At 74.0% G+C, this 24,806-nt stretch carries 22 protein-coding genes; 10 read left to right on the top strand and 12 right to left on the bottom strand.

Features of this window, described 5'->3' with window-relative positions:
• Positions 1–11: 11 nt before the first annotated feature.
• From NUM_RS34230 to NUM_RS34210, 5 genes are all read right to left on the bottom strand, one after another.
• Positions 12–1,427, bottom strand: coding sequence for a vWA domain-containing protein (locus tag NUM_RS34230; protein WP_207129086.1), 1,416 nt, complete (start codon positions 1,425–1,427; stop codon positions 12–14).
• Positions 1,424–2,794, bottom strand: a complete 1,371-nt coding sequence (locus NUM_RS34225; protein ID WP_207129085.1) for a hypothetical protein — start codon at positions 2,792–2,794, stop codon at positions 1,424–1,426. Before NUM_RS34225 ends, NUM_RS34230 begins: the two co-directional genes overlap by 4 nt.
• Complete coding sequence (locus tag NUM_RS34220; RefSeq protein WP_225919037.1) at positions 2,794–3,315, bottom strand: hypothetical protein; 522 nt, start codon at positions 3,313–3,315, stop codon at positions 2,794–2,796. Before NUM_RS34220 ends, NUM_RS34225 begins: the two co-directional genes overlap by 1 nt.
• Positions 3,316–3,468: 153 nt before the next feature.
• Positions 3,469–4,365, bottom strand: a complete 897-nt coding sequence (locus tag NUM_RS34215; protein ID WP_207129084.1) for an HNH endonuclease family protein — start codon at positions 4,363–4,365, stop codon at positions 3,469–3,471.
• A gap of 123 nt (positions 4,366–4,488) precedes the next feature.
• Positions 4,489–5,241: an SDR family oxidoreductase gene (locus NUM_RS34210; protein ID WP_207129083.1), complete on the bottom strand. Its 753-nt coding sequence runs from the start codon at positions 5,239–5,241 to the stop codon at positions 4,489–4,491.
• 76 nt (positions 5,242–5,317) lie between these two features.
• On the opposite strand from NUM_RS34210, the gene NUM_RS34205 reads away from it, so the two are divergent.
• Together NUM_RS34205 and NUM_RS34200 are read left to right on the top strand one after the other, a co-directional pair.
• On the top strand, positions 5,318–5,917 hold the full coding sequence (locus tag NUM_RS34205) for a TetR/AcrR family transcriptional regulator (protein ID WP_207129082.1): 600 nt from the start codon (positions 5,318–5,320) through the stop codon (positions 5,915–5,917).
• 180 nt (positions 5,918–6,097) lie between these two features.
• Complete coding sequence (locus NUM_RS34200; RefSeq protein WP_207129081.1) at positions 6,098–7,012, top strand: hypothetical protein; 915 nt, start codon at positions 6,098–6,100, stop codon at positions 7,010–7,012.
• A 76-nt stretch (positions 7,013–7,088) separates the two neighbouring features.
• On the opposite strand, the gene NUM_RS34195 is transcribed toward NUM_RS34200, so the two are convergent.
• Both NUM_RS34195 and NUM_RS34190 read right to left on the bottom strand, forming a co-directional pair.
• On the bottom strand, positions 7,089–8,297 hold the full coding sequence (locus NUM_RS34195; protein ID WP_207129080.1) for an acyl-CoA dehydrogenase family protein: 1,209 nt from the start codon (positions 8,295–8,297) through the stop codon (positions 7,089–7,091).
• Positions 8,298–8,304: 7 nt separating this feature from the next.
• Entirely contained in the window at positions 8,305–8,751 is a 447-nt protein-coding gene (locus NUM_RS34190; RefSeq protein WP_207129079.1) for an SCP2 sterol-binding domain-containing protein, read from the bottom strand.
• Positions 8,752–8,826: 75 nt separating this feature from the next.
• Between NUM_RS34190 and NUM_RS34185 the strand changes: the two genes are divergently transcribed.
• Positions 8,827–9,495: a TetR/AcrR family transcriptional regulator gene (locus NUM_RS34185; RefSeq protein WP_370467113.1), complete on the top strand. Its 669-nt coding sequence runs from the start codon at positions 8,827–8,829 to the stop codon at positions 9,493–9,495.
• Between the two features lie 9 nt (positions 9,496–9,504).
• Here NUM_RS34185 and NUM_RS34180 read toward each other — a convergent pair whose 3' ends face one another.
• Both NUM_RS34180 and NUM_RS34175 read right to left on the bottom strand, forming a co-directional pair.
• On the bottom strand, positions 9,505–10,323 hold the full coding sequence (locus NUM_RS34180) for a MaoC/PaaZ C-terminal domain-containing protein (RefSeq protein WP_207129078.1): 819 nt from the start codon (positions 10,321–10,323) through the stop codon (positions 9,505–9,507).
• 57 nt (positions 10,324–10,380) lie between these two features.
• The gene (locus NUM_RS34175; protein ID WP_207129077.1) at positions 10,381–11,937 is read right to left on the bottom strand and encodes a 3-oxoacyl-ACP reductase; all 1,557 of its coding nucleotides are present in this window, start codon (positions 11,935–11,937) and stop codon (positions 10,381–10,383) included.
• A 51-nt stretch (positions 11,938–11,988) separates the two neighbouring features.
• On the opposite strand from NUM_RS34175, the gene NUM_RS34170 reads away from it, so the two are divergent.
• From NUM_RS34170 to NUM_RS34160, 3 genes are read left to right on the top strand one after another with little or no spacing between them, the layout of a single operon-like run.
• A complete protein-coding gene (locus NUM_RS34170) occupies positions 11,989–13,290 on the top strand; it encodes an acetyl-CoA C-acetyltransferase (protein WP_370467112.1) in 1,302 nt (433 codons plus the stop codon).
• 11 nt (positions 13,291–13,301) lie between these two features.
• Entirely contained in the window at positions 13,302–15,266 is a 1,965-nt protein-coding gene (locus NUM_RS34165; protein ID WP_207129075.1) for an AMP-dependent synthetase/ligase, read from the top strand.
• A 19-nt stretch (positions 15,267–15,285) separates the two neighbouring features.
• Complete coding sequence (locus NUM_RS34160; RefSeq protein ID WP_207129074.1) at positions 15,286–16,689, top strand: MCE family protein; 1,404 nt, start codon at positions 15,286–15,288, stop codon at positions 16,687–16,689.
• Between the two features lie 63 nt (positions 16,690–16,752).
• Here NUM_RS34160 and NUM_RS34155 read toward each other — a convergent pair whose 3' ends face one another.
• The gene (locus tag NUM_RS34155) at positions 16,753–17,337 is read right to left on the bottom strand and encodes a TetR/AcrR family transcriptional regulator (protein ID WP_207129073.1); all 585 of its coding nucleotides are present in this window, start codon (positions 17,335–17,337) and stop codon (positions 16,753–16,755) included.
• 161 nt (positions 17,338–17,498) lie between these two features.
• On the opposite strand from NUM_RS34155, the gene NUM_RS34150 reads away from it, so the two are divergent.
• The 3 genes from NUM_RS34150 to NUM_RS34140 all read left to right on the top strand — a co-directional run bounded on the left by NUM_RS34150 (position 17,499) and on the right by NUM_RS34140 (position 20,906).
• Positions 17,499–19,001: a flavin-containing monooxygenase gene (locus tag NUM_RS34150; RefSeq protein WP_207129072.1), complete on the top strand. Its 1,503-nt coding sequence runs from the start codon at positions 17,499–17,501 to the stop codon at positions 18,999–19,001.
• Positions 18,974–19,867: an alpha/beta fold hydrolase gene (locus tag NUM_RS34145; RefSeq protein WP_207129071.1), complete on the top strand. Its 894-nt coding sequence runs from the start codon at positions 18,974–18,976 to the stop codon at positions 19,865–19,867. The genes NUM_RS34150 and NUM_RS34145 overlap by 28 nt, the downstream gene beginning before the upstream one ends.
• Before the next feature lie 166 nt (positions 19,868–20,033).
• Positions 20,034–20,906 (top strand): SDR family oxidoreductase, encoded by an 873-nt coding sequence (locus NUM_RS34140; RefSeq protein ID WP_207129070.1) that lies wholly within the window; start codon positions 20,034–20,036, stop codon positions 20,904–20,906.
• A gap of 89 nt (positions 20,907–20,995) precedes the next feature.
• Here NUM_RS34140 and NUM_RS34135 read toward each other — a convergent pair whose 3' ends face one another.
• Together NUM_RS34135 and NUM_RS34130 are read right to left on the bottom strand one after the other, a co-directional pair.
• The gene (locus NUM_RS34135) at positions 20,996–22,171 is read right to left on the bottom strand and encodes a peptidoglycan recognition protein family protein (protein WP_207129069.1); all 1,176 of its coding nucleotides are present in this window, start codon (positions 22,169–22,171) and stop codon (positions 20,996–20,998) included.
• A gap of 88 nt (positions 22,172–22,259) precedes the next feature.
• The gene (locus NUM_RS34130; RefSeq protein WP_207129068.1) at positions 22,260–23,084 is read right to left on the bottom strand and encodes a methyltransferase domain-containing protein; all 825 of its coding nucleotides are present in this window, start codon (positions 23,082–23,084) and stop codon (positions 22,260–22,262) included.
• A 56-nt stretch (positions 23,085–23,140) separates the two neighbouring features.
• Here NUM_RS34130 and pdxR point away from each other — a divergent pair, with 56 nt between their 5' ends.
• Complete coding sequence (gene pdxR, locus NUM_RS34125) at positions 23,141–24,805, top strand: MocR-like pyridoxine biosynthesis transcription factor PdxR (protein WP_225919036.1); 1,665 nt, start codon at positions 23,141–23,143, stop codon at positions 24,803–24,805.
• The last annotated feature ends 1 nt before the right edge of the window (position 24,806 follow it).

The following is a 24,806-nucleotide window of genomic DNA, read 5'->3' as shown; positions in this document are numbered from 1 at the left end:
GTCTCCTAGCCTTAGCCGAGGAAGTTCTTGAGTTCGGTCACGAGCTTGCGGATGTGGCCCGAGATCACCGGGGTGCCCAGGTCCTTGAACTTCTGCCGGAACCACGGATTGACCTCCTGCCGGCCGGAACTGGTCACCGAGCCGACCGGGATCAGCCGCACCCCCGAACGGTGCGCCGCCTGCAGCCCGTCGAACAGCGGCTGGGACCGGTCGAACTCGTAGAAGTCGGAGATCCACACCAGCACCGTGTTGCGCGGGTCGGCGATCTTGGGCTGGGCCATGGCCAGCGCGACCGGCCCGTCGTTGCCACCACCGAGGTTGGTGCGCAGCAGCACCTCGAACGGGTCGTGCACCCACGGCGTCAGGTCGAGCGAGCGGGTGTCGTACGCGATCAGGTGCACGTCGACCTTGGGCAGCCCGGCGAAGATCGACGCGAGGATCGTGCAGTTCACCATCGAGTCGACCATCGAACCGGACTGGTCGACGACCACGATCATCCGCGCCGGGGTGGTACGCCGCGCGGTGTGCCGGTAGAATAGCCGGTCGACGTAGAGCCGCTCGTCCTCCGGGTTCCAGTTGGTCAGGTTCTGCCAGATGGTGCGGTCGATGTCGAGGTTGCGGAACACCCGCTTGGGCGGCACCGACCGGTCGATGGTGCCGGCGCTGGTCTTCTCCACCTGGGTGCGCAGCACCTGCGCGACCTCGTCGACGTACCGCCGGATCAGCGCCTTGGCGTTGGCCAGCGCGACGCCGGACAGGTTCGACTTGTCCCGCAGCAGTTGCTCGATCAGCGACATGCTCGGCGTCAGCTGCCGGGCCAGCACCGGGTCGGCCAGCACCTCACGCAGCCGCATCCGGTTGACCAGGTCACCCTCGATGCCGGCGAGCACCCCGCCCAGCTCGTTGCCGTGGGGCGAGCCGCGCAGCTGCCCCGGCTCGCAGCCGAGCGCGCGTTCGAACCAGCCGGCGTCTGCCTGCCAGCCGGCGAGCTGGGTGGCGCTGACGTTGCCGCTGCCGGTGGCGAACACGTTGAGCAGCAGCTTGCCGGCGAGCGCGGCCCGGCGCACCTCTGCGGCGGTGTCGCGCTCTCCTGGCGTGGGCCGGAACAGATCGTCGAACTCCGCCGCCAGCTCCGGGAACCGTTGCACCACGGTGTCGACGCTGACCGACGGGTCGGCCAGTGCCGGTGGCAGCCCGAGCTCGTCGACGATCTGCACGCTGGTCGTCTCCAGGTTGGGCTGCTCGTCCGCGCCGAACACCCGCGACAGCAGCCGCCAGTAGAGCACCTGGCGTCGCGCGGCATCGCGATCGGCGTCCGCCGCGCGATCGTCGTCGACCGACCCGGTTTCGCGGTCGGCGCCGAGCGCCCGATCGTCGTGGCCGGATGCGGAATCGGGGCCGGTGGCGTCCCGCTCGTCGTCGGTCATGAGCGCAGCAGCCGTCCCGCGCGCTCCCGCAGCACGGAAACCGCGTCGTTCTTCGCCTCTGCCTTGGCCACCTTGGCATCGGTCGGGCCGAGCGCCCAGTCACCGGTGGCCGCCACGACCGGCTTGCGCTTCACCGTGGCCCGCACCGCGAGCGGCTGCAGCAGCCACTCGCCGGCGTCCCAGCGCAGCAAGCCGATGCAGCCGGTCGAGCCGGCCACCAGCGCCGGGGTCAGCGGGCCGCAGCCGGGCAGCCGGTCGAGATCGAACCGCAGCCGGTGCCCGTCGAGCACGGCCGCACCGTCGACCGTCTGGTAGTCCTCCACCAGCACCGGCTCGGCCAGCCGGGCCGGATGCCGGTCCAGCGGCGGCGGTGCCACGGCGGTCGCGGTCGGCAGGACCAGCCGGGCGGTGGTGAACGGGTCGGCCGGCTCGCCGAGTCGCGCCGCGCTCTCCCGCCAGCGCAGGTCACCGCCGGGCAGCAGGGGCATGTCGGCCAGTTCCAGCGCGCGGTGCTCGGCGAGCGCACCGAGCAGCACCGGCGCGTCGAACAGGCTCCACACCGCGGGACCGACGATCGTGTCGACCTTCGCCGCGACCAGGGAGGCGCGCACCGACCGGACGCCCTCCGCGCTCTCCAGCACGCCGTGCACCTGCACCTGCACCGCGGTGGCGTGCTCGTGCACGTCGACGCCGAGCGGCAACAGCCGGCCGGAGACCGGAACCGGCTCGGCCGGCCCAGGCCAGGTGTCCTGCGCGAGCAGAACGGCCCGCGACCACAGGTCGCCCCAGCGGCGCACCGGCAGCAGCTCCATCGTGGCGACCGGAGCGCAGGCGCGCAGCTCGGCGCCGAACCCGTCGAGCAGCACCGCGAGCCGCCGGGTGCGCGGCTCCACCAGCAGCGCGGCGACCACCGGGGCGGACGCCGCGACCAGGTCCTCGTCGACGCCGCGCCAGCCGGTCACGGCCAGCTCGGTGAGCCAGGAGCGGGCCGCCGCCAGCGGCACGGCCGCGGCGTCGGTGCCGGCACCCGCCCACTCGGCGCGCTGCCGGCCGAGCGCGTCGTCGAGCCGGGCCAGCAGGGCGTCGTGCGCGGCGCCGAACAGCGCCGTGCGGGCGCCCGCGAGCGCCGCCAGGTACTCGTCCGCCACGGTGCCCGCGGCGAGCTTCGCGACCGCCTCGCCGACCGGGGTGGAAAGTGGCGAGCCGCCGACCGCGGCGGCCAGTGCCGTCAGCGCCGCGCGCTCCGGATCGCCCAGCCGGCCCAACCCGTGGGCCAGCGCGTCGTCCAGCCCGTCCGCGACGTCGAGGGCCGGGTCGAGGCCGGCGACCTCGCCGGCGAGCAACGTGCCCAGTTGCGTGGCCAGCATCAGTCGACCGCCCTCGTCCCGCCGAACCAGTGCAGTTCCGGCATCGGCTCGGCGACCTCGGGCAGCTCCAGGTAGGACAGGTGGCGCAGGAACCGGCTGAAGACGGTGGCGGCCGGGGTCGGCTCGTGGTGCGGGTCGAGCGCGGACTCCAGGTCACCGTCCGGCTCGACCTCGACCCGCAGGTAGCGCGCGACCCGCGGCAGGCCGTACTGCAGGGTGGCCTCGGAGAGCAGCAGGCGGAGATGCTTGCACGGGTACGGTCCGTGCAGCGCGCCGCACGGCCGGTTGTTGTTGGTGCTGCAGCTCAGGCCGTGCCCGACCGCCGTCACCGACGACACGTACACCCGGGCGATGTCCGAGCCGCTGGACACCACGCCCTGCACCCGCCCGTCGGCCAGCTCCACGAACGGGACCTTCGCCAGCTTGCGCACCGGCACCGGCCGGACCAGCACGGCGCCGCTGCGTCGCACCGGGTCGGCACCGGTCTGCCCGCCGACCGCAATCGGCTCTGTTTCGTCCATCGACGCGGTGTGCCCTCCCTGTCGACCCGACACCGATCCGGTGCCGTGCTTGCCTGCCGCGTCACGATAACCGGCCGGTACGACAGAACCGCGAAGCCGGCATCGACCTGCGGCGACGCCCGGAACAACCGGTGTCGGCCGGGCGGGGACCGCTCAGTTCGGGGTGCGCCAGCGGGGTCGCTCACCGGCCGGGCCGGTGCACACCATCGCGGTACCGCCGGCGGTCCGGCCACGCGCATCCGGTGTGCCGCACCAGGACCCGGGATGCACGGTCGGCGCCGCCGAACCCGGAGCGGTCGAACCCGGCGCCGACGCACCCGGAGCCGTCGAGCCCGGGGACGGCGAACCGGGAGCCGATGCGCCGGGTTGCGACCCGGCGCCGCAGCCGTGCAGAACGCGGGCGATCGCGTCGTGTTCCGCCCGTGTCACCCACAGTCCGTAGGTGGACTTCACCCGCACCTGGGCCACCACGTACGCGCAGTGGTAGCCGGCGGCCGGCGGCAGCCAGGTGGAGGCGTCCTGGTCGCCCTTGGACTCGTTCGCCGGACCGTCGACCGCGAGCAGGTTCGCCGGGTCGTTGGCGAGTCGCTGCCGCTTGTCGGCGGTCCAGCTCCGGGCGCCGGTGCGCCACGCGTTCGCCAGCGGTACCAGGTGGTCGATCTGCACCGCCGCCGAGGTGCGCACGCCGCGCCGGAACGCGATGGTACGGCCGGTGTACGGGTCGTGCAGGCTGCCGGACAGCACGGTGCAGCCGTCGGAGTCCCGGCGCACCCCGGTCAGGTCCCGGGCCAGTACGTCGTCGCGGGTGTCGCAGCCGTTGTCGTCCACGTCGGCCCAGGCCGGCCCGAACCGGTCGCGACGGTACTCGGCCATGCTCGCCGGCGCGCGGACGGTGAGCTTCGCCAACTGCGCCAACGCTTCCGCGTTCGACGAGCTGGTCGCGCCGGGATCGGCGCCGGAGGCGGTCGGTCCGCATCCGGCGCCGGCCAGTGCGAGCACGACGGCGACGAGGAGGGCGGCGCGGCGAGGGGTCGTCTGCTGTGTCGACACGCCGACATGCTTCCGTACCACCGGCCGGGCCATCCCCGCGACCCGCCCGAAGCACCACCCCCTCACGGTCCGGGTCGGGCCGATCACACCGTGCCGGTCAGAGCAGCGATCACCCCGTACGGGTCAGAGCAGCGAGCCGCCGCTCGCGTCGATCCACTGTCCGGTGACCCAGCGGGCATCCGGGGAGGCCAGGAACGCCACGACGTCGGCGATGTCGGCCGGCGCCGCGACGCGGTCCAGTGGGGAGAGCGCGGCGATCGCGGCACGCCCCTCGGCGGTACCCAGCCGGGCCGCGTTCATGTCGGTGTCGGTGGCGCCGGGGCCGACCGCGTTGACGGTGATGCCACGGCCGCCGAGCTGCTTGGCCAGGGTGGCGGTGAGCGCGTCGAGCGCCGCCTTCGACATCGAGTACGCGAGCAGGTCCGGGTTGCGCGCGCCGTGAGTGAACCGGGTGGACACGTTGACGATCCGGCCGCCGTCGCGCAGCCGCGACAACCCCTGCTGGATCAGGAAGAACGGCGCCCTGGTGTTCACCGCGAAGACGTGGTCGTAGGTCGCGGCGTCGAGGAGCTCGTACGGCGTGCGCCCGCCCAGCACGCCGGCGTTGTTGACGAGTATGTCCACCGCGTCCGCGTGCCGGTCGTACGCCGACCACAGCGCCGCGACGTCTCCGGGCACGCCGAGTTCGGCACCGAACCGGAACGCCTCGCCGCCGGCCGCCTCGATCGCCGCGACCGTCTGCGCCGCCCCGTCGGCGCTCGTCCCGTAGTGCACGCCGACCCGGGCGCCGTCGGCGGCCAGGCGCCGCGCGATCGCCCGGCCGATCCCCCGGCCCGCCCCGGTCACCAGCGCCGTGCGCCCTGCCAGCCTGCCCATGGCCCGCCCTTTCTCTAACGGTCGTTACAGATGAGGACCGTAGCACATTGTCTAACGTTCGCTATAGAATGTGGGCATGGCGACAGCAGCACGCGGGCGACCGCGCTCGTTCGACCGGGACGCCGCGCTGGACAAGGCGGTCCGGCTGTTCTGGCGCCGCGGCTACGAGGCGACCTCGATGCGCGATCTGACCACCGAGCTCGGCATCGGCGCGCCCAGCCTGTACCACGCCTTCGGCGACAAGCAGCAGCTGTTCGTCGAGGCGCTGCGCCGCTACGACACCCGGTACGGGGACTTCATCGACCGGGCGCTGGCCGAGGAACCCACCGCCCGCGACGCCGCCGCACGGGTGCTGCGCGAGGGTCCGGCCCGGTACACCCGGCGCGGCCTGCCGGCCGGCTGCCTGGTCGTCAGCGGCGACGCGAACACCAGCAACGCCGAGGTGCACGAGCTGTTGCGGCGGCTGCGCAACGCGAAGTGCGCCGCGTTCGCGGTGAAGATCCGGGCCGACGTCGCCGCCGGCCGGCTGCCCGCCGACACCGACACGACCGCCCTCGCCCGGTACCTGCTGACCACGCTCAACGGCCTCGCCCAGGCGGCGCGCGACGGCGTGCCCCGCACCCAGCTCGACCACGTCGCCGCCCTCGCCCTGCACGCCTGGCCGGCCCACCGCTGAACCCGGGCCGGACGCCCGGCACCGAACGCCACCGCGGGGTCTTCTCCTCCGATCGGATGGCGCCGGTGGCCCGATCGGCGGCCGGCACCGACGACCGGCCACTACTCCCTGGTAGCTGATACGGCGCAGCTGGCCAGCCCGATGCAGACCGTGAAGCACTCTCACCAGAAAGGGAGTCCGTTGAAGATTCGAACCCTGACCGTCGGCGCGCTCGCGGGGGGCGCGCTCGCCCTCGCCGCCGCGGCGCCCGCGCTGGCCGACACCAGCGGCAGCGTCCCCGGCGGCAGCGTCAAGGACACCGTCCACATCGTCAACGACGTCGACAGTGGCCACCACGGCTACTGGGCGCGCCTGAACCTGCACCGGTCGGTCACCATCACCCCCGGCGACACCGACGGCTCCTGGACCGTGCGGCTGCACGACCAGGGCACCTTCGCGACCATCGGCGGGACGGCGAACTCGCCGCGCGAGGGCAACCGGGTGCGCGGCGTGAAGGGCACCGTGACCGGCGACTACACGCTGACCGTCGACAGCGCGACGCCGCCGTCGACCAAGAACGTCGGCAACCGGTACGACTACGCCTGCGACGTGCACGGCACCGGCGACCGCGGTACCGACTGCCCCGGCATGCCGGCGTCGACATCGGACTGGCCGAAGCTCTACTTCGGCCCCGACGCGCAGATCACCGGCGGCGCCTACCAGTGGACGTACCACACCGCCAGCTGCGGCGGGCAGACCTGGACCGACGCGTCGACCAACGGTGACGGTACCGACGCGGACGCGGGCGACATCACCGGCTGCAAGCCGTGCCCGCCGTCGACCTCGCCCAGCAGCTCGCCGTCCGGGTCGCCCTCGCAGTCGCCGAGCGGCGGGCCGACGTCGCCGTCCGCGTCGCCGTCGCAGTCCGGCAGCGCCGCGCCGTCGTCGTCCGCCTCGGCGCAGCCGTCGCTCACCCCGGCCGGCAACGGCGGCGGCTCCGGCAGCCTGCCGGTGACCGGTACGTCGCTGGGCCTGATCGCCGGCGGTGCGCTCGCCCTGCTCGGCGGCGGTGCCGCGGTGCTGGTCCTGACCCGGCGGCGGCGCACCCAGTCCTGACCGGCCCGGCACCGGCGGCCCGGTGCGCACCGTCGCACCGGGCCGCCGCACGGCGCCGTCGTTCGCAGTCCCCGGGTCAGCGGAGGTGGCGGCCGGTGAGGGCTCGGGCGATGACCAGGCGTTGGATCTCCGCGGTGCCTTCGAAGATCTGGTAGATCTTGGCGTCCCGGTGCATGCGTTCGACCGGGTGTTCGCGGCTGTAGCCGGCGCCACCGAGGATCTGGATCGCGCGTTCGGTGGCCCAGACCGCGACGTCCCCGGCCTTCAGCTTGGACATCGAGCCCTGCGCGGCGTCGAACGTCTTGTCGTTGCGGCCCATCCAGGCGGCCCGCCACACCAGCAGCCGGGCCGCGTCGATCTCGGTACGCAGATCGGCCAGGGTGAAGGCGATCGCCTGGTTGTCGACGATGGGCCGGCCGAACTGCTCGCGGGTGCCGGCGTAGTCCAGCGCGTACTCGTAGGCGGCGCGGGCGATGCCGATCGCCTGGGCGCCGACGGTCGGCCGGCTCATCTCGAACGTCCCGAACGCCGCGTGCCCGCGACCACCCCGCGCCTCGCGGGCCCGAGCCAGCCGGGCGTCGAGCTTCTCCTTGCCGCCCAGTACGCACCGGCCCGGCACCCGGACGTCGTCGAAGAACACGTCGGCGGTGTGCGAGGCGTGCAGCCCGTGCTTGCGGATCTTGCGGGTGGAGACCACGCCGGCGGTGCCCGGCGGTACCACGAAGGCGGCCTGGCCGCGGCTGCCGAGCTCCGGGTCGACCGATGCCATCACGACGTGCACGTTGGCAATGCCGCCGTTGGTGATCCACGCCTTCTGGCCGCTGATCACCCACTCGTCGCTGGCCTCGTCGTAGCGCGCCCGGGTACGCATCGCGCCCACGTCGCTGCCCGCCTCGGGTTCGGACACGCAGTACGCGGCGAGCTTCGGGTCGTCGGCGTCGCCGAAGCAGTCCGGCACCCACTCGGCGAGCTGGTCGGGGGTGCCGGCGGTGAAGATGCCGGCGACCGCCAGGGTGGTACCGAAGATGGACATGCCGATGCCGCCGTCGCCCCAGAACAGTTCCTCGTTGGCGATCGGCATGGACAGCCCGGTCGGGTCGGCCCACAGCTCGGCGATCGTCTCGAACCCGTACAGGCCGATCTTCGCCGCCTCGCGGATGATCTCCCACGGGGTCTCTTCGCGCTCGTCCCACTCGGCGGCGGCGGGCCGCACCACCTCGGCGGCGAACCCGTGCACCCAGTCGCGCAGGTCGCGCTGTTCCTCGGTCAGCTCCATCGAGAACATGGCTGCCTCAGGCCTTCGGGATGTCGAAGTAGCTGGTCAGGCCGGCACCGAGGGCGAGGTCGCCGGCCAGCTTGAGCTTGCGGGTCATGAACAGTGCCGGGCCGGACGCGTTGCCCGACACCAGCTTCAGGAACGAGACCGGGTCGGTGGTGATGGACAGCCGGGGCTTCGCGGCGGTGGGTGCGCCGACGGTGCAGGTGCCGTTGTCGATGACCTGCTCGTACTCGTCGGCGGGGTCGCCGGTGATGGTCCACCGGATCACCGCCGACAGCGTGCCGGCCCGCTCGGCGCGCAACCGGCTGGACATCCGGCCGAACACCTCGTCGAGCACCGCGCGCCGGTGCGGCCCGCTCATCGCGGCCTCCAGCTCGCCCTTGGACGCCTGCTTGACCATCCGGGCGAACTCGTCCGGGGTCAGGCCGCTGAAGTCCACCGTGGACAGATCCAGCACCATCGATCTCTCCCTACTTACTCACAAGTAACCCTACTTCGGAGTAAGGTTAGTGGTCGGACCGCTAAGCTCGCAAGAGTGAGCGGGGAGGCGACCACCAGACGCAAGCGGCTGCCGCGGGCGGTGCGCGAGCAGCAGATGATGGACGCGGCGGTGACCGTGTTCGCCCGGCAGGGCTTCCACGCCGCGTCGATGGACGAGGTGGCCGAGCGGGCCGGCATCTCCAAGCCGATGCTCTACCTCTACCTGGGCAGCAAGGAAGAGCTGTTCCTGGCCTGCATCAAGCGCGAGGCCGACCGGGTGCGCACCGCGATCGTCTCGGCGCTCGACGACGAGCACGGCGCCGACCTGCCACCCGACCGCGCCCTGTGGTACGGGCTGAGCGCGTTCTTCGCCGTCGTCGCGCGGCACCGGGACGCCTGGCGGGTGCTGCACCAGCAGGCACCGGCGCACGGCGAACCGTTCGCCGGCGAGGTCGCCGCGCTGCGGTCGGCCATCGTCGAGTTCGTCACGGTACTGATCGAGCGGGCCGTCGCCGAGCGCCACCCGCGCGGCCGGCGCCGGCCCACCACCGACGACCTCGGGGCGCTGGCACACAGCCTGATCGGCGCCTGCGAGGCGCTCGCCGACTGGTCGGTCACCCGGCCGGACGAGGACCCGGAGGTCACCAGTGCCCGGCTGATGAACTTCGCCTGGCTCGGCCTGGACAACCTGCTGCGCGGTACCCACTGGCCCCGCCCCCGCTGAGCGGCGCGGTCAGTCCCGGGGCGCGACCCGGCCGGAGACCAGCAGCCGGTCGGCCGGATCGGTCACGGCGAACGTGATGGCAGCGTCGTCGATCCGGGCGCCGAAGCCCACCCGGCCGGGCAGGCGTACCGGACGGCGGAACGACACGGTGGCCTCGCCGCGCTCGGGCAGCCGTCCCTCCAGCGCCGCCAGGCAGCGCGCCGCCGACCACATCCCGTGCGCGATCGCGGTACGGAAGCCGAACGGCCGGGCGGTCAGCGCGGACAGGTGGATCGGGTTGCGGTCCCCGGACACCGCGGCGTAGCGCCGGCCCAGCCCGGCCGGCAGCCGCCACCAGGCATCCGCCGGCAACGGCTCGGGGTCCGGCTCGGCCGGACCGTCCCCGGTGGACGGGAGGCGCACGGAACGGCTCAGGTAGGTGGAGCGGCCGACCCAGACCTCGTCGCCGCCGGCACGTACCCGGGTGAGTACGTCGATGGTGGCGCCGCGGTGGTGGGCGGCCAGGTTCGCCGCGGACACCTCGACGTCGAGCGCCTCGTCGACCTCGACCGGGCGGTACCAGGTGAGCACCTGGCGGGTGTGCACCAGCCCCGGCAGCCGGAACGGGAAGTCGCCGCCGGCCATCAGCGTCAGCGCGGGGGCGAAGCCGAGCAGGTGCGGGTAGGCCGGCGGCAGCGGCCCGGTCAGGGTGCAACCGCAGACCCGGGCGTAGCGCAGCAGGTGCGCCGGGTCGATCCGGACGTCGTCGCGGCGCACCACCGTGCTCGGCACGCTCGTGGCGGCCGGCCGCGGCAGCAGCCCGCGCAGGTACGAGGCGGCAACTCCCATCGCGCGTTCCCTTCTCCAGCAAGCGGTCGAGCGGCGCGACCCGGCGCCGGCAGCCGGTCAGGCGCCGAGCAGGCTCTGGCCGCAGACCCGGACGGTCTGGCCGGTGATACCGCCGGAGTCCGGCGCGGCGAGCCAGCTGACGGCCTCGGCGACGTCGACCGGCAGGCCACCCTGGGCGAGACTGTTCGCCCGCCGGCCCACCTCCCGCACGGTCAGCGGCATGCTCGCGGTCATCCGGGTCTCGATGAAGCCCGGCGCAACCGCGTTGATGGTGACGCCACGCTGCGCGAGCACGGGGGCGTACGCCTCGACCAGGCCGATCACGCCGGCCTTGCTGGCCGCGTAGTTGGTCTGGCCGGCCGCGCCGGCGATGCCGTTGAGCGACGACAGGCAGACGATCCGGGCGCCGGGCCGCAGCGCCGTCGGGTCGTCGACCAGCGCCGCGGTGAGCCGCTGCGGCGCGATCAGGTTGACCGACAGTACGGTGTCCCACTCCGCCTCGGTCATCTTCGCCAGCGTCCGGTCCCGCAGCACGCCGGCGTTGTGCACCACGATGTCGACCCCGTCGTACCGCTGGGTCAGGTACTCGACGAGCTCGCGCGGCGCGGTCGGCGCGGTGATGTCCAGGTGCAGCGAGCTGCCGCCGACCCGGTTCGCGACCGCCGCCAGCGCCTCGCCCTGTGCCGGTACGTCCAGGCACACCACGGTGGCGCCGTCGGCGGCGAGCGTCGCGGCGATCGCGGCGCCGATCCCCTGCGCCGCGCCGGTGACCAGCGCGGTGCGCCCGGCCAGCGGCCGCTCGGCAGCCGCCCCGTCGGCGGAGCCGGCTCGGCCGGGGCCGCCGGCCGGTGCCGGAGCGACGTCGACGACCTGGCCGGAGACGTAGGCGGAGCGGGGCGACAGCAGGAACCGCAGCGTACTGCCCAGCGACGACTCGCCGCCGGTGGCGACGCGCAGCAGCGAGACGGTGGCGCCGCGGCCGACCTCCTTGCCCAGCGACCGGACGAACCCGGTGAGCGCGCGGCGGGCCACGTGCGCGGCCACGTCCGGCGCCTCGGCGGGCGGCCGGGCCAGCACCAGCACCCGGCCACCGGTGCGCAGCGACCGCACCCGGGGCCCGAGGAACTCCCGCAGGCCGCCGAGCTGGGCGGCGTCGGTGAGCCCGGACGCGTCGTACACCAGGGCGGCGGGATGTTCGGCGGCGGCGACGAACTCGACGCCGGTAGCGGCGAGCGCCGCTCGCACCGCGTCGGCCAGCTCGCCACCGGCCGTGACGGTGACGGCGCCGTCGGCACCGGGGTCGCGCGCCGCACCCTCGGCACCGGCACCGGTGTCGCCGCTCGCGGTGCCGGGATCGGTGCCGATATCGCGGTCGCCACTCGCGGTGCCGGTGTCGCCGCTCGCGGAGCCGGTGCCGGTGCTGGTGTCGCCGTCGCTGCTCTGGGGGCGGTTCCCGCTGGGGGCGGTGAGGCCGGCGAGCACGATCGGGCCCGGCACCGCGGCCGGCTGCGCGGGGTCGCGGCGGGGCAGCACCGCGGGGCGCGGCAGGCCGAGGCGCCGGGCGATCGCCCGGCCGGGGCCGGCGGAGGTGAGGCGCTGGTATCGGTCGACCATGCGGAACATCCTTACTTGCGAGTAAGTCTACCCGCAAGTATGGTCTGCGCCGTGAAGGTCGGCGTGCTCGGCGGCAACCGCATCCCGTTCGCGAAGGCGAACGGGCACTATGCCACCGCCACCAACCAGGACATGCTCACCGCCGCGCTGGACGGGCTGGTGGCCCGGCTCGGGCTGGCCGGCGAGCGGCTCGACGAGGTGGTCGGCGGCGCGGTGCTCAAGCACAGCCGCGACTTCAACCTGACCCGGGAGGCGGTGCTCGGGTCCCGCCTGGACCCGACGACGCCCGCGTACGACCTGCAACGGGCCTGCACGACGAGCCTGGAGGCGGCCGTCGCGGTGGCCAACAAGATCGAGCTGGGCCAGGCGGCGGCCGGCATCGCCTGCGGCACCGACACCACCTCGAACGTACCGATCGAGCTGCACGACGACCTGCGCGCGGTGCTGCTGGCCGCGAACCGGGCCCGCGGGGTGCTGGGCAAGGCGCGGGCGTTCACCGGGCTGCGGCCCGGGCAGGTCGTCCCGGCGATCCCGCGCAACGCCGAACCGCGTACCGGGCTGTCGATGGGCGAGCACGCCGCGCGCACCGCGCAGCACTGGCGGATCGGCCGTACCGAGCAGGACGAGCTGGCCGCCGCGAGCCACCGCAACCTGGCCGCGGCGTACGACTCGGGGCTGTTCGACCACGAGGTGACGCCCTACCTCGGGCTGCGGCGGGACGAGATCCTGCGGCCGGAGACCAACGTCGAGACGCTGGCGGGGCTGCGTACCGTCTTCGGTTCCGAGACGATGACCGCCGGCAACTCCACCCCGCTGTCCGACGGAGCCGCCGCGGTGCTGCTCGCCTCCGACGACTGGGCGAAGGCGCACCGCATCCCGGTGCTGGCACACCTGGTCGACGCGGCCAGCGGCGCGGTCGACTTCGTGCACGGCGCCGACGGGCTGCTCACCGCACCGGTGTACCTGGTGCCGAAGCTGCTGGCCCGCAACGGGTTGACGCTCGACGACATCGACCTGTTCGAGATTCACGAGGCGTTCGCCTCGCAGGTGCTGGCCACCCTGGCGGCCTGGCGCGACCCGGAGTTCGGCGCCGAGCGGCTCGGGCTCGACGGCGCGTTCGGCGAGCTGGATCGCGATCGGCTCAACGTGGCCGGGTCCTCGCTCGCCACCGGCCACCCGTTCGCCGCCACCGGTGCCCGGATCGTGGCCACCACGGCCCGGCTGCTGCACGAGCGGGGCGCCAGACGCGGCCTGGTCTCGATCTGTGCCGCCGGTGGTCAGGGGGTGGTGGCGCTGCTGGAACGGCCCGCACCGGCCCGCAAGCGTCGGACCGCTCGCCCGGCGGCGCGCTAGGAGGTGGCGTGATGGCGGCGGAGTGCAGCGTCCCCGCACTGGTCGAGCCGCCGAGCGCGGGCGGCCTCGCCGACAGCGTGTACGCCACCGCCGCCCGCTCCCCGCGGCTGGTGCTGTTTCGCCGCCGTACCGGCGCCGGCTGGGCCGACGTGACCGCCGTGCAGTTCCGCGACGAGGTACGGGCGGTCGCCGCCGGCCTCGTCGCGATCGGCGTGCGGCCCGGCGACCGGGTCGCGCTGATGTCGCGCAACCGGTACGAATGGGCGGTGCTCGACTACGCGATCGCCTCGGTGGCGGCCGTCAGCGTGCCGATCTACCCGACCTCGTCGGCCACTCAGGTGGCCTGGATCCTGCGTGACTCCGGCGCGGTCTGCTGCGTCACCGAGACCGCCGGGCACACCGCGACACTCACCGCCGCCGAGCGTACGACCAGCCCCGATGCGGGCGAGTCGGCCAGCGCCGCGGAGCGTACGACCAGCCCCGATGCGGGCGGGGCTCCGGCCGCCGAGGGCGACCGCAGCGATGCCGCCGCCGGGGGTGGGTTGCCGGCGCTGGTGCACCGGTTCGAGCTGGACTCGGGTGGGCTGGACGAGCTGCGCCGGCACGGCGCCGGGACCGACGCGTCCACAGTGGACGAGCGGCGGGCGGCGGTGGGCCCGGACGATCCGGCGACCATCATCTACACCTCCGGCACCACCGGACGGCCCAAGGGGTGCGTGCTCAGCCACGCGAACCTGATGGCCGAGGCGGACAACGCCACCGCGCTGCTGTACCCGGTGTTCCGGGCGGTGTCCAGGCGGCCCGCGAGCACCGTGCTGTTCCTGCCGCTGGCGCACGTGTTCGGCCGGGTGATCCAGGTCGGCTGCGTGCGCGCCGAGGTGTGCGTCGGCCACTCCCCCAGCGTGAAGCCGGCCGACCTGCTGCCCGACCTGGCGTCGTTCCGGCCCACCTTCCTGCTGGCCGTGCCGTACGTGTTCGAGAAGGTGTTCCACACCGCCCGGGCGACCGCGGAGGACATCGGCCGGGCCGCCTCGTTCGACCGCGCCGCGCGCGTCGCCACCGCGTACGGTGCGGCGCTGGAGCGGCGGGTCAACGGCACCGGGCGCGGACCCGGGCTCCGGTTACGGGCCGCGCACGCGCTCTACGACCTGCTCGTGTACCGGCGGGTGCGGGCGGCGCTGGGCGGCCGGGTGCGGTACGCGATCAGCGGCGGGGCGATGCTCGGCCGCCGGCTGGCGCTGTTCTTCGCCGGCGCCGGCATCGTGGTGTACGAGGGCTACGGGCTGACCGAGACGACCGCGGCCGCGACCGTCAACCCGCCGCTCGCACCGCGGTTCGGCAGCGTCGGCCGGCCGCTGCCCGGTACCACCGTGCGCATCGACGAGCACGGCGAGGTGCTGGTGCGCGGCCCGCAGGTGTTCCAGCGGTACTGGGGCAGCGACGAGCCGGTGACCACCGACGGGTTCCTCGCCACCGGGGATCTCGGTGCCCTGGACGCCGACGGGTACCTGACGATCACCGGGCGGGCCAAGGAAATCCTCGTCACCACCGGCGGCAAGAACGTCGCGCCGGGCCCGCTGGAGGACGCGGTACGGGCCGACCCGCTGGTCAGCCAGTGCCTGGTGGTCGGCGACGGCCGACCGTACGTGGCGGCGCTGGTGACGCTGGATGCCGAAGCGGCGCAACGGTTCCGCGACCGCGGCGGCGACGTCGAGGCGGCGGTGCGGCGGGCGGTCGAGAGGGCCAACGAGACGGTGTCCCGGGCCGAGTCGATCCGCCGGTTCCGATTACTCGACGACGACTTCACCGAGCAGAACGGGCTGCTCACCCCGTCGCTGAAGCTGCGCCGGGACCGCATCCTCGCGGCGTACCCGCAGCAGCTGGACGAACTGTACGCACCACGGGCCGGTTCCGTTGCCACACCGCGGGATCCGGTCGACGCGAGCACATCGACCGACGAGGAACTGCGCACCTGAGACAGGGTGGTGGTCCGGCGTGGACCCGAGGCAACCGGAAGGCGATCTGGTCGGCGAGACGCGGGTGACCGTGTGGCCGGCGGCGAAACCGTGGGGCTCGGGTGGCCGCGCGTTCCTCGGGCTGTGCTTCGTCCTGCTGGTCGTGGCGCTGCTCGCGGTCTCGGTCGGTGCGTACCGGCACGTGTTCACACCGGCCGTCACGGTCACCGTGCTGACCGACCACACCGGCCTGCAGCTCGACCGCAACGCCGACGTGAAGCTGCGCGGCGTGGTGGTCGGTCAGGTCCGCGACATCAGCGCGGACGGCCGCACCGCCCGGCTCACCGTCGCGCTGGACCCCGGTTCGGTACCGCGGATTCCGGCCAACGTGTCGGCGTCGATGCTGCCGAAGACGCTGTTCGGGGAGAAGTACGTGTCCCTCACGCCGCCGGCGCACCCGGCCGGCACGCCGATCGCCGCCGGCGCGGTCGTGCACCAGGACCGGTCGGCGCGGGCGGTCGAGCTGGAGCGGGTGCTGGATCGCGCGTTGCCGCTGCTCAAGGCGGTACCGCCGGAGAAGGTCTCGGCCACGCTGACCGCGCTGGCGGCGGCACTGCGCGGGCGCGGCGACCAGCTCGGCGACACGCTGGTCACCCTGGACCGGTACCTGAAGACGCTGAACGCGAACATGCCGGCGATCCGCGCCGACGTGCGCAAGCTCGCCGGCGTGCTCGACACCTACACGGGTGCGTTGCCGGACCTGATGGCGATCCTGGCGAACCTGACCGTGACCGCGTCGACCGTGTCCGAGCAGCGGGCCGCGCTGGCGGAGTTCTGGTCCGAGACCACCGGGCTGGCCGACACCGCGACGCCGTTCCTGCAGCGGCACGAGGGCCGACTGATCCAGCTCGGCCAGGTCAGCCGGCCGCTGCTGTCGGTGCTCGCCGAGTACTCACCCGAGTACCCGTGCCTGACCGCCGCGGCGGTGAAGCTGCAGAAGAACATCGAGGGGGCGTTCGACACCGGCCGGCTGCACATCACGCTGGAGATCACCCGGGACTCGGGCAAGTACCTGCCGGGCGACGAGCCGGTCTCCGGGGCCGACCTCGGCCCGAAGTGCTGGGGGCTGCCCGACCACCCGCCGGTGCCGGCCCCGGAGGCACCCATTGACGACGGGTACGACCGGGGCGCGAACCACGGTGGCGTGGTGAGCGGGCTGCCGCAGGTACCGATCGTGCCGGGCAAGGACGTGCCGCCGGACTCGTTCGGCCAGGGCGGCGGCACCGGCAGCGTCGAGATGGGCTACGCCGGTACCGCCGAGGAGCGCGCGGTGGTCAACCCACTCGTCGCCGCGGCCACCGCCCGCAACGTCACCGACCTCGGCGACATCACCGACCTGCTGTGGGGACCGCTGCTGCGCGGCGCCACCGTCGACGCCCGCTGACCGCGACGCCGCGGCGTGCCGAGCGGTGCGCCGGCGCCGCCGGGTGCGACGCGGCGGACCGGGTCAGGCCAGCACGGCGCGGTAGAACGACGACTCCAGGAACTCGGTGAGCCGCTCCCGCGGTACCGGGCCGCCGGGGGTCCAGGAGATGATGGCCTCCTCGGTGAACGCCAGCCAGGCCCGCACCGCGATGGGCAGCAGCGGGTCGCCGGGGTCGCCGCCGAGCTCGGCGATGCCGTCCATGATCCGGTCGACCAGCGCGGCGCGGGTGCGGTCGAAGATCTCCTGCATCGCCGCGTCGCCGCTGGCCGCGCCGCGGACCAGGGACAGGTAGAGATCGCGGCGGGACGAGACGTAGTCGACCGAGTCCTCGATCGAGGCGCGCAGCTGCTGCGCTGCCGGCAGCGCCGGGTCGGGGTCGGTGCCCTGCAGCAGCCCGGCGGCCGCGGCCTGCACCACGGCGAGCTGGAAGCGCCGTTTGGAGCCGAAGTAGTGGAACAGCAGCGACCGGGAGATGCCCGCCGCGGCGGCGATCTCGTCCAGGTTGACGTCGTACAGGCTGGCCTTCGACAGCGCTCGCACGCCCAGCTCGACCAGCTGGGCGCGGCGCGCGTCCGGGTCGAGCCGGGTACGGCGGGGCGCGGTCACGGCGTATCTCCTCTCCCGGGCGCCAGGGCTCGCCGGGCGCCAGGGCTCAAGCTGACGTCGGGCCGGACGAGCGGGCAAATCGGACCCGTTCGCCCTTGACGTCGCGGCAGCGCCAGCATAGCTTATTGACTAACGGTCAATAGCGGGAAGCGTAGGCCCCCATGGACGAACACCACGACGTGCTCATCGTCGGCGCCGGGTTCTCCGGCCTCGGCGCCGCGGTCCGGCTGCGCCAGGCCGGCCGGCACGACTTCGTCATCCTGGAGCGCGCCGACGACGTCGGCGGCACCTGGCGGGACAACGACTACCCCGGCGCCGCCTGCGACGTGCCGTCACACCTCTACTCGCTGTCGTTCGCACCGAACCCGCGCTGGAGCCGCTCGTTCTCCCCGCAACCGGAGATCCAGGAGTACCTGCGGGGCCTGGTGACGCGCTACGACCTGGCCCCGCACCTGCGGCTCGGGCACGAGCTGGTCGAGGCACGGTGGGACGACACCGCCGCGCGCTGGCGGGTGCGTACCGGGCGGGGCAGCTTCACCGGGCGGGTGCTCGTGATCGGCACCGGGCCGCTGTCGGCGCCGAAACTGCCGGCGATCGACGGCCTCGACGACTTCGCCGGTACCGCGTTCCACTCCGCCCGCTGGCGACACGACCACGACCTGACCGGGCGGCGGGTCGCGGTGATCGGCACCGGCGCATCCGCCATCCAGTTCGTCCCGCGCATCGCCGAGCAGGTCGAGCGGCTGACCGTCTTCCAGCGCACCCCGCCGTGGATCATCCCGCGCAACGACCGGCCGATCAGCGGCCTGGAACACTGGCTGTACGAGCACCTGCCGCCGACCCGGCTGGCCGCCCGCGCCGGGATCTACACCGCCCGGGAGACGCTCGCGGTCGGGATGACCTGGCGACCCCGGCTGCTCGACGCGGTCGCCGCGATGGCCCGCGGGCACCTGCACCGGCAGGTCGCCGACCCGGCGCTGCGCGAGCGGCTGCTGCCCGACTACCGGATCGGCTGCAAGCGCATCCTGCTGTCCAACGACTTCTACCCGGCGCTGTCCCGCGACAACGTCGAGCTGGTCACCGACCCGATCGACCGGATCGAGCCGCACGCGGTGCGGACCGCGGGCGGGGTCGAGCACCCGGTCGAGACGATCGTGTTCGGCACCGGCTTCGAGGCGACCCGGCCGCCGGTCGCCGACGCCGTCGTCGGCCGCGACGGGGCGCGGCTCGCGGACGCCTGGGCAGACGGGATGACCGCCTACCGGGGCACCACGGTGACCGGCTTTCCCAACCTGTTCCTGCTCATCGGGCCGAACACCGGCCTCGGCCACACCTCGATGATCTACATCATCGAGTCGCAGCTGAACTACCTGGTCACCGCACTGTCCAAGATGGACGAACACGACATCGTCGCGGTGGAGGTCGACGCCGGCGCGCAGCACGCGTACAACGAGGGGCTGCAGCGGCGGCTCGACGGCACCGTGTGGAACACCGGTGGCTGCGCCAGCTGGTACCTGGATGCCCACGGGCGCAACACGACCCTGTGGCCGTCGTTCACCTGGCGGTTCCGGCGGCTGACCCGGCGGTTCGACCCGCGCGGCTACCACCTGCGCACCCGGCAGGAGGTGACGACCGCGTGCCCACCGCAGACCCCCGTACCGTGATCGCGGCCGACGGGACCCGGCTCGCCGCGCACGTCAGCGGCCCCGAGGACGCGGACACCACGCTGGTGCTCGCGCACGGTTGGACCCTCTCCTCCGCCGCCTGGCGGCCGGTGATCGCCCAGCTGCACCGGATCGCACCGGAGCTGCGCGTCGTCGCGTACGACCAGCGGCACCACGGCGACTCCGGCCGCGGCGACACGACGCTGTCGATCGACCTGCTCGGCGCCGACCTCGGCGCGGTCGTCGACCAGCTGGCGCCGCGCGGCCGGCTGCTGCTCGGCGGTCACTCGATGGGCGGCATGACGGTGATGGCGCTCGCCGCCGTCCGGCCCGAGCTGTTCACCGACCGGGTCGACGGGGTGCTGCTGGTCGGTACCTCCGCCGGCGAGCTGGCCGCCGACCGGGGCGGGCTGCTGACGGTGTTCGGCGGCCCGGTCGGCACCGTGCTGGCCGCCTGCTCGTCCATCGTGGACGGTGCGCGCCGGTTCGCCGCACCGGTCCTGCCCGCGTACCGGCGGGCGCTGGGTCCGTTGCTGTTCGGGCCGGTCGCGGCACCGGAGGTGGTCCGGGTCGGCACCGAGCTGATCCTCGGCTGCCGGATGCGTACCGTGGTCGAGTTCGTGCCCGCCTTGCGGGAGCACGACAAGCTGGCCGACCTCGATCCGCTCGCCGCCGTCCCGGTGCACGTCATGGTCGGTCGGCACGACCGGCTCACGCCCCCGCGGCACGCCCGGTACCTGGCCGAACACATCGACGGCGCGCGCCTGACGGTGCTGCCGCACTGCGGGCACATGCTCACCCTGGAGTGCCCGCAACTGCTCGCCCGCAGCATCGTCGCGCTGAGAGGCTGTTGGGGAACCTCATGATCGGCTGCGCCGGGCCCATTCGCCCGCTCGCCGCGTTGTCGGCACGAGCGCATACGACACCGGTATGCACTCGCACCTCCGCCTTGCGAGCAGACGAATGGACTCCGCCTCGCACGATCGAAGGTTCCCCAACAGCCTCCGGCACCGAAACGGAAGGGAGACCGGGATGCGTCGATCCCTGCGTGACGCGGTCGTGTTCGTCACCGGGCCGGCCCGCGGCATCGGCGAACGCGTCGCCCGCCTCGCCGCCGCCCGCGGCGCCAGGCTGGCACTGGTCGGGCTGGAGACCGACCGGCTCGCCGCCCTCGCCGCCGACCTCGACGGCGAGCACTGCTGGTTCGGCTGCGACGTGACGAACCAGGCCGAGCTGGACGCCGCGGTGGCCGGCACGATCGAGCGGTACGGCCGGATCGACGTCGTCGTCGCGAACGCCGGCATCGCCAACAACGGCACGGTCGCGGTCAACCCGGCGGACGCGCTCGCCCGTACCGTCGAGGTGAACCTGATCGGGGCGATGCGGACCGCCTCGGCCACCCTGCCGGCGCTACTGGACAGCCGCGGCTACGCGCTGCTGGTCTCCTCCGCCGCCGCGTTCACCGTGCTGCCGGGGATGGCGGCGTACTGCGCGTCGAAGGCCGGCGTCGAGCAGTTCGGCAACGCGCTGCGGTTGGAGGTGGCGCACCGCGGCGTGGCGGTCGGCACCGCGCACCCGATCTGGGTGGACACCGACCTGGTCCGCGACCAGCAGCAGGACCTGCGGACGTTTCGCGCCGTGGTGCGCAAACTGCCCTACCCGCTCAACACCACGATCACCGTCGAACGCTGCGCACTCGCCATCGTGGACGGCATCGAACGCCGGGCCCGCAAGGTGTACGCGCCGCGCTCGCTCGCCGCCGTGCAGGCGCTGCGCACGCTCTACACCGGTCCGATCGCCGGCGCGGTACTGGCCCGCGGCGCCCGCACCATGGTGCCCGAGCTGGAGGCGGAGGTACGCGCGCTGGGCCGCTCGTTCGGTCCCCGCAGCGCCGCGGACCGCTAGGAGCTGTCTCGACGTCCGTCTTCCGGGGCGGGACACCGGAGTGGTGCCGCGGCCGGCCGGGAGGGGTGGGCCGGCCGCGGCACCGGTCGTCAGGCCATCAGCGCGGTGCGGACGATGCCACCGGACAGCGCGCACCAGGTTTCCGGCCCGACCAACCCGTTCACCGTCACGTGGTGCAGCCCCTGCAGGTTCGCGATCGCCGCCGCGGTGGCGGAGTCGTACGTCCCGCTCGCCGACACCTGGTCGTACCCCTTGTGCTGCAGCAACTGCTGCACCCCGAGGACCCGCTCGCCGGTGTCGCCGGGCGCCAGCGGCGCGACGAGCGTCTCCCACGTCTTGGTGGTCAGCGTGGCGTCCTGGTCGACCGGCAGCGAGTTCTTCGCCTGCCAGTCCTGTACCGCGCTCACCGTGTCGGCGCCGAAGACGCCGTCCGCGCCGAGCTGGTAGCCGCGCGCGTTGAGCAGGTGCTGGGCCAGCTTGACGACCGGCCCGCCGACGAACTTCCAGATGTCCGGCCAGCGCCGGGCGGGCGCCGACGACGCGGTCTCGCCCAGCCCGGCCTGCACCGAGCGGCGGATGCCGGGGAACATCCGGTAGAACGCGATGCCGGGGCAGTCGGTGTCCCGGAAGTCCCAGTGCCCGAAGATGTCGTACGCGTGCAGCCCGTACTGCTGGCAGACGGTGACGCACAGCGCGGTCAGCGAGGTGACGAGCGCCGCCGGCGGGGTGGCGGTCACGTACGTGCCCTCGTTCTCGATGCCGATCGCGTTGCCGTTCTCGCCCGGGCAGTGCGCCGCGACCACCTGCTGCTGGCCGGCGGTCAGCGTCTCCAGGCTGCGGTGCCGACCCTCCAGCACGTACCCGCCGCGGCTGACGGTGAAGTGCTGGCCGGTGTCGGCCCAGCCGTTGGTGTCCATGTGCAGGTCCTGGCAGTCCCGGGCGAGCTGCTCGGCGTGCGCCTTGGAGTAGTCGGTGCTGTTCGGGAACGCCATGTGGTGCACGATGATCTTGTTGGTGACGTTGCCGCTGAGCTGGATCGCGCTGGACGGCGGGCGCGCCCCCCACTCGTCGCAGCCGATGATCGTGTCCAGCTCGCTGTTCGGCCGGATCACCGCCGCACTCGTCCGGCGCCTCGACGCCGGATCGGCACCCGCGGCGGCCGCACCGGCCAGGCCCAGCCCGCCGCCGACCACCGCGACGGTCGCGGTACCCAGGGTGGCCTTCAGCAGCGTCCGGCGATCCAGCTCGGCTCGGTCGTGCGACATACCGCCTCCACACGTAGGCAAGAGTTTGCAGAAATGTCGGATCTGACGGAAGAATATTGCCGCCCACCGCGCCGCGCCACCCGGCAAATCACTCGACTTCCGCCGCCGGCACCGAGCCGTGGCCGACGAAGAACGTGTAGTGGAACGTCCCCTCCCCCACCGCCGTGGCGGCCAGCTCCGTCATCCCGCGGCGCCAGTCGGCCGCCGACAGCAACCCGGCGGCCAGCACGTCCGCACGGGCGGCGGCCATCATCGCGGTGAAGGTACGGCGGGTGAACCCGTCCATCAGGCCCGGCCGACCCGCGTCGGCATAGACGGTGCGCGGCCACACCCGAACCTCGGTGCAGCCGGCCGCGGTCAGCAACGGACGCAGCCGGCGCCCGATCAGCGCGTCGCCGCCGGCCGCCGCCTGCACCGCGACCTGCGCGTCGACCACCGCCTGGGCGTACCGACCGCGCGGATGGAACACCGCCGTACCGTGGTCGCCCTCGATCACCGTGACCGCGCCGCCAGGCCGTACCAGCCGGCGCAGCCCACGCAGCACACCGACCGGGTCGGGCAGATGCTCCAACACGAAACACACGAACAGCGCATCGAACCGGCCGGCCGGGTACGGCAGGTCGGCCAGGTCGGCGCACAACCAGCTGACGTCACCGGACGGGACGGCCACGGCCACCCGGGAGCGGGCCCGGGACACCGACTCCGCCGACCGGTCCACCGCGGTCAGCTCGATGCCGGGGTTGTTCGCCAGCAGGTGCACCGTCTGCGCCCCGACCCCGCACCCGGCCTCCAACACCCGGGTGCCCGGCGGGTACCGCACGTCGGCGTGCAGCAACTCCGCCAGCGTGTCGGCCTGGTCGCCGAGCCGCGTCGCCTCACGGCCGGAGTATCCGTGCACGTAGCCGGTCGTCATCGTTCTCCCTCTCGCCGGTGCCTCGACGACCTCCAGCCTGGGCGGACAATGGACCGGTGCACAGGTCCAATGACGAGCAGGATCAGCGGTCCATAACCGCCGCCGGACCGCCCCGGACGACCCCCGCGCCCACAACGCCCGCGTCGGCCGGGGCCACCCCGAGCGACGCCGCCCTGAGCGAAGCCGCCCCGAGCGACGCCGCCCTGGCTCGGGCCGCCCCGAGCGACGCCGCCCTGAGCGAAGCCGCCCCGAGCGAAGCCGCCCCGGGCAAGGCCGCCCCGGGCGAGGGCGCCGACTTTCTGGGGCTGGACCCGGGCACGGCACCGGGCGGCCGGGTCACCGACTGGCTGACCGATCGGATCAGGGCCGCGATCGGCGACGGCCGGTTGCCGGTCGGCGCCCGGCTGCCGGCCGGCCGCACCCTCGCCGCCGACCTGCACGTCTCCCGCGGCGTGGTGACCGGCGCCTACCAGCGACTCGCCGACGAGGGACACCTCGTCGGTCGCGGCCGGGCGGGCACCGTCGTGGTCGGCGTCCCGGCGCCGGCCCGGTCCGAACCCGCCGCCCCGGCACCGACCCCGGCTGGGTCGCTGTTCGCCGCCGTGCCCGGCCCGGACGTCTTCGACCGGCTGCGCGCCGCGCCGGCACGGATCGACCTGACACCAGGCGTACCGGACCTGACCGCGTTCCCGCGGGCCGCGTGGCTGCGCGCCGAACGGGCCGTGCTGGCCGACCTCGCGAGCGATCGGCTCGGGTACGGCGATCCGCGCGGCATGCCCGCGCTGCGGGCGGCGATCGTCGACTGGCTCGCCCGGTACCGCGGGATCCGGGCGGACCCGGCCGACCTGGTCGTGGTCGCCGGTACCGCGCAGTCGCTCACCCTGCTCGGCCGCATCCTCGCCGGCGGCGGCGCGGGGCGCATCGCGGTGGAGGATCCGGGCTCGCTGGGCACCCGGCAGCACCTGGCCGCCGCGGGGCTCGCGACCGAGCCGGTACCGGTGGACGCGGAGGGCCTGGTCGTCGACCGGTTGGCGGCGACAGGCGCCCCGGCGGTCCTGGTGACGCCGGCGCACCAGTTCCCGACCGGCGTCGTACTGTCCGGCGCGCGGCGCCGGGCGCTCGCCGCTTGGGCCGCCGGCGGCGGGCTCGTGATCGAGGACGACTACGACTCCGAACACCGCTACGACCGCGCGCCCGCGCCGGCACTGCACGCGATGGCGCCGGACCGGGTGATCTATCTGGGCAGCGGTTCCAAGACGCTCGCGCCCGCGCTGCGGATCGGCTGGATCCTCGTGCCGCCCGCCTACCGGAGCGCGGTGATCGAGGCCAAGCGGTACGCCGACCTGGGCAACGCCACCCTGCCGCAGTTGGTGTTGGCGCGGCTGATGGCGGACGGCGGGCTGGAACGGCAGCTGCGCACGCTGCGGGCCCGGCACCGGCGCCGTCGCGACGCGATGATCGCCGTGATCGCGGCCCGACTGCCGGCCGCGACGGTCGGCGGCGCGGCCGCCGGCCTGCACCTGACCGTCACGCTCCCGCTCGACCGGCCGGACACCGAGGTCGCCGCCGCGGCACTCGACGCCGGCGTGAAGGTGCACCCGCTCTCGTGGCATCGCCAGACCCCGGGCGAGCCCGGCTTCGTCCTCGGCTACGCGGCGCGTACCGCCGGCGAGATCGACGCCGGCGTGGCGCTGCTCGCCGCCGCCCTCGCGGCGCGCTGAC

The organism is Actinocatenispora comari (genome assembly GCF_017312725.1).
Lineage (GTDB): Bacteria > Actinomycetota > Actinomycetes > Mycobacteriales > Micromonosporaceae > Actinocatenispora > Actinocatenispora comari.
This window is presented reverse-complemented; position numbering and strand designations above follow the sequence as displayed.

Coding starts and splice junctions, on each gene's coding strand:
- NUM_RS34195 (WP_207129080.1), bottom strand. CDS start 8,297: ATGTTCTCGATGGAGCTGACCGAGGAACAGCGCGACCTGCGCGACTGG.
- NUM_RS34205 (WP_207129082.1), top strand. CDS start 5,318: ATGGCGACAGCAGCACGCGGGCGACCGCGCTCGTTCGACCGGGACGCC.
- NUM_RS34150 (WP_207129072.1), top strand. CDS start 17,499: ATGGACGAACACCACGACGTGCTCATCGTCGGCGCCGGGTTCTCCGGC.
- NUM_RS34225 (WP_207129085.1), bottom strand. CDS start 2,794: ATGCTGGCCACGCAACTGGGCACGTTGCTCGCCGGCGAGGTCGCCGGC.
- NUM_RS34180 (WP_207129078.1), bottom strand. CDS start 10,323: ATGGGAGTTGCCGCCTCGTACCTGCGCGGGCTGCTGCCGCGGCCGGCC.
- NUM_RS34135 (WP_207129069.1), bottom strand. CDS start 22,171: ATGTCGCACGACCGAGCCGAGCTGGATCGCCGGACGCTGCTGAAGGCC.
- NUM_RS34140 (WP_207129070.1), top strand. CDS start 20,034: ATGCGTCGATCCCTGCGTGACGCGGTCGTGTTCGTCACCGGGCCGGCC.
- NUM_RS34230 (WP_207129086.1), bottom strand. CDS start 1,427: ATGACCGACGACGAGCGGGACGCCACCGGCCCCGATTCCGCATCCGGC.
- NUM_RS34220 (WP_225919037.1), bottom strand. CDS start 3,315: ATGGACGAAACAGAGCCGATTGCGGTCGGCGGGCAGACCGGTGCCGAC.
- NUM_RS34210 (WP_207129083.1), bottom strand. CDS start 5,241: ATGGGCAGGCTGGCAGGGCGCACGGCGCTGGTGACCGGGGCGGGCCGG.
- NUM_RS34165 (WP_207129075.1), top strand. CDS start 13,302: ATGGCGGCGGAGTGCAGCGTCCCCGCACTGGTCGAGCCGCCGAGCGCG.
- NUM_RS34130 (WP_207129068.1), bottom strand. CDS start 23,084: ATGACGACCGGCTACGTGCACGGATACTCCGGCCGTGAGGCGACGCGG.
- NUM_RS34175 (WP_207129077.1), bottom strand. CDS start 11,937: ATGGTCGACCGATACCAGCGCCTCACCTCCGCCGGCCCCGGCCGGGCG.
- NUM_RS34190 (WP_207129079.1), bottom strand. CDS start 8,751: ATGGTGCTGGATCTGTCCACGGTGGACTTCAGCGGCCTGACCCCGGAC.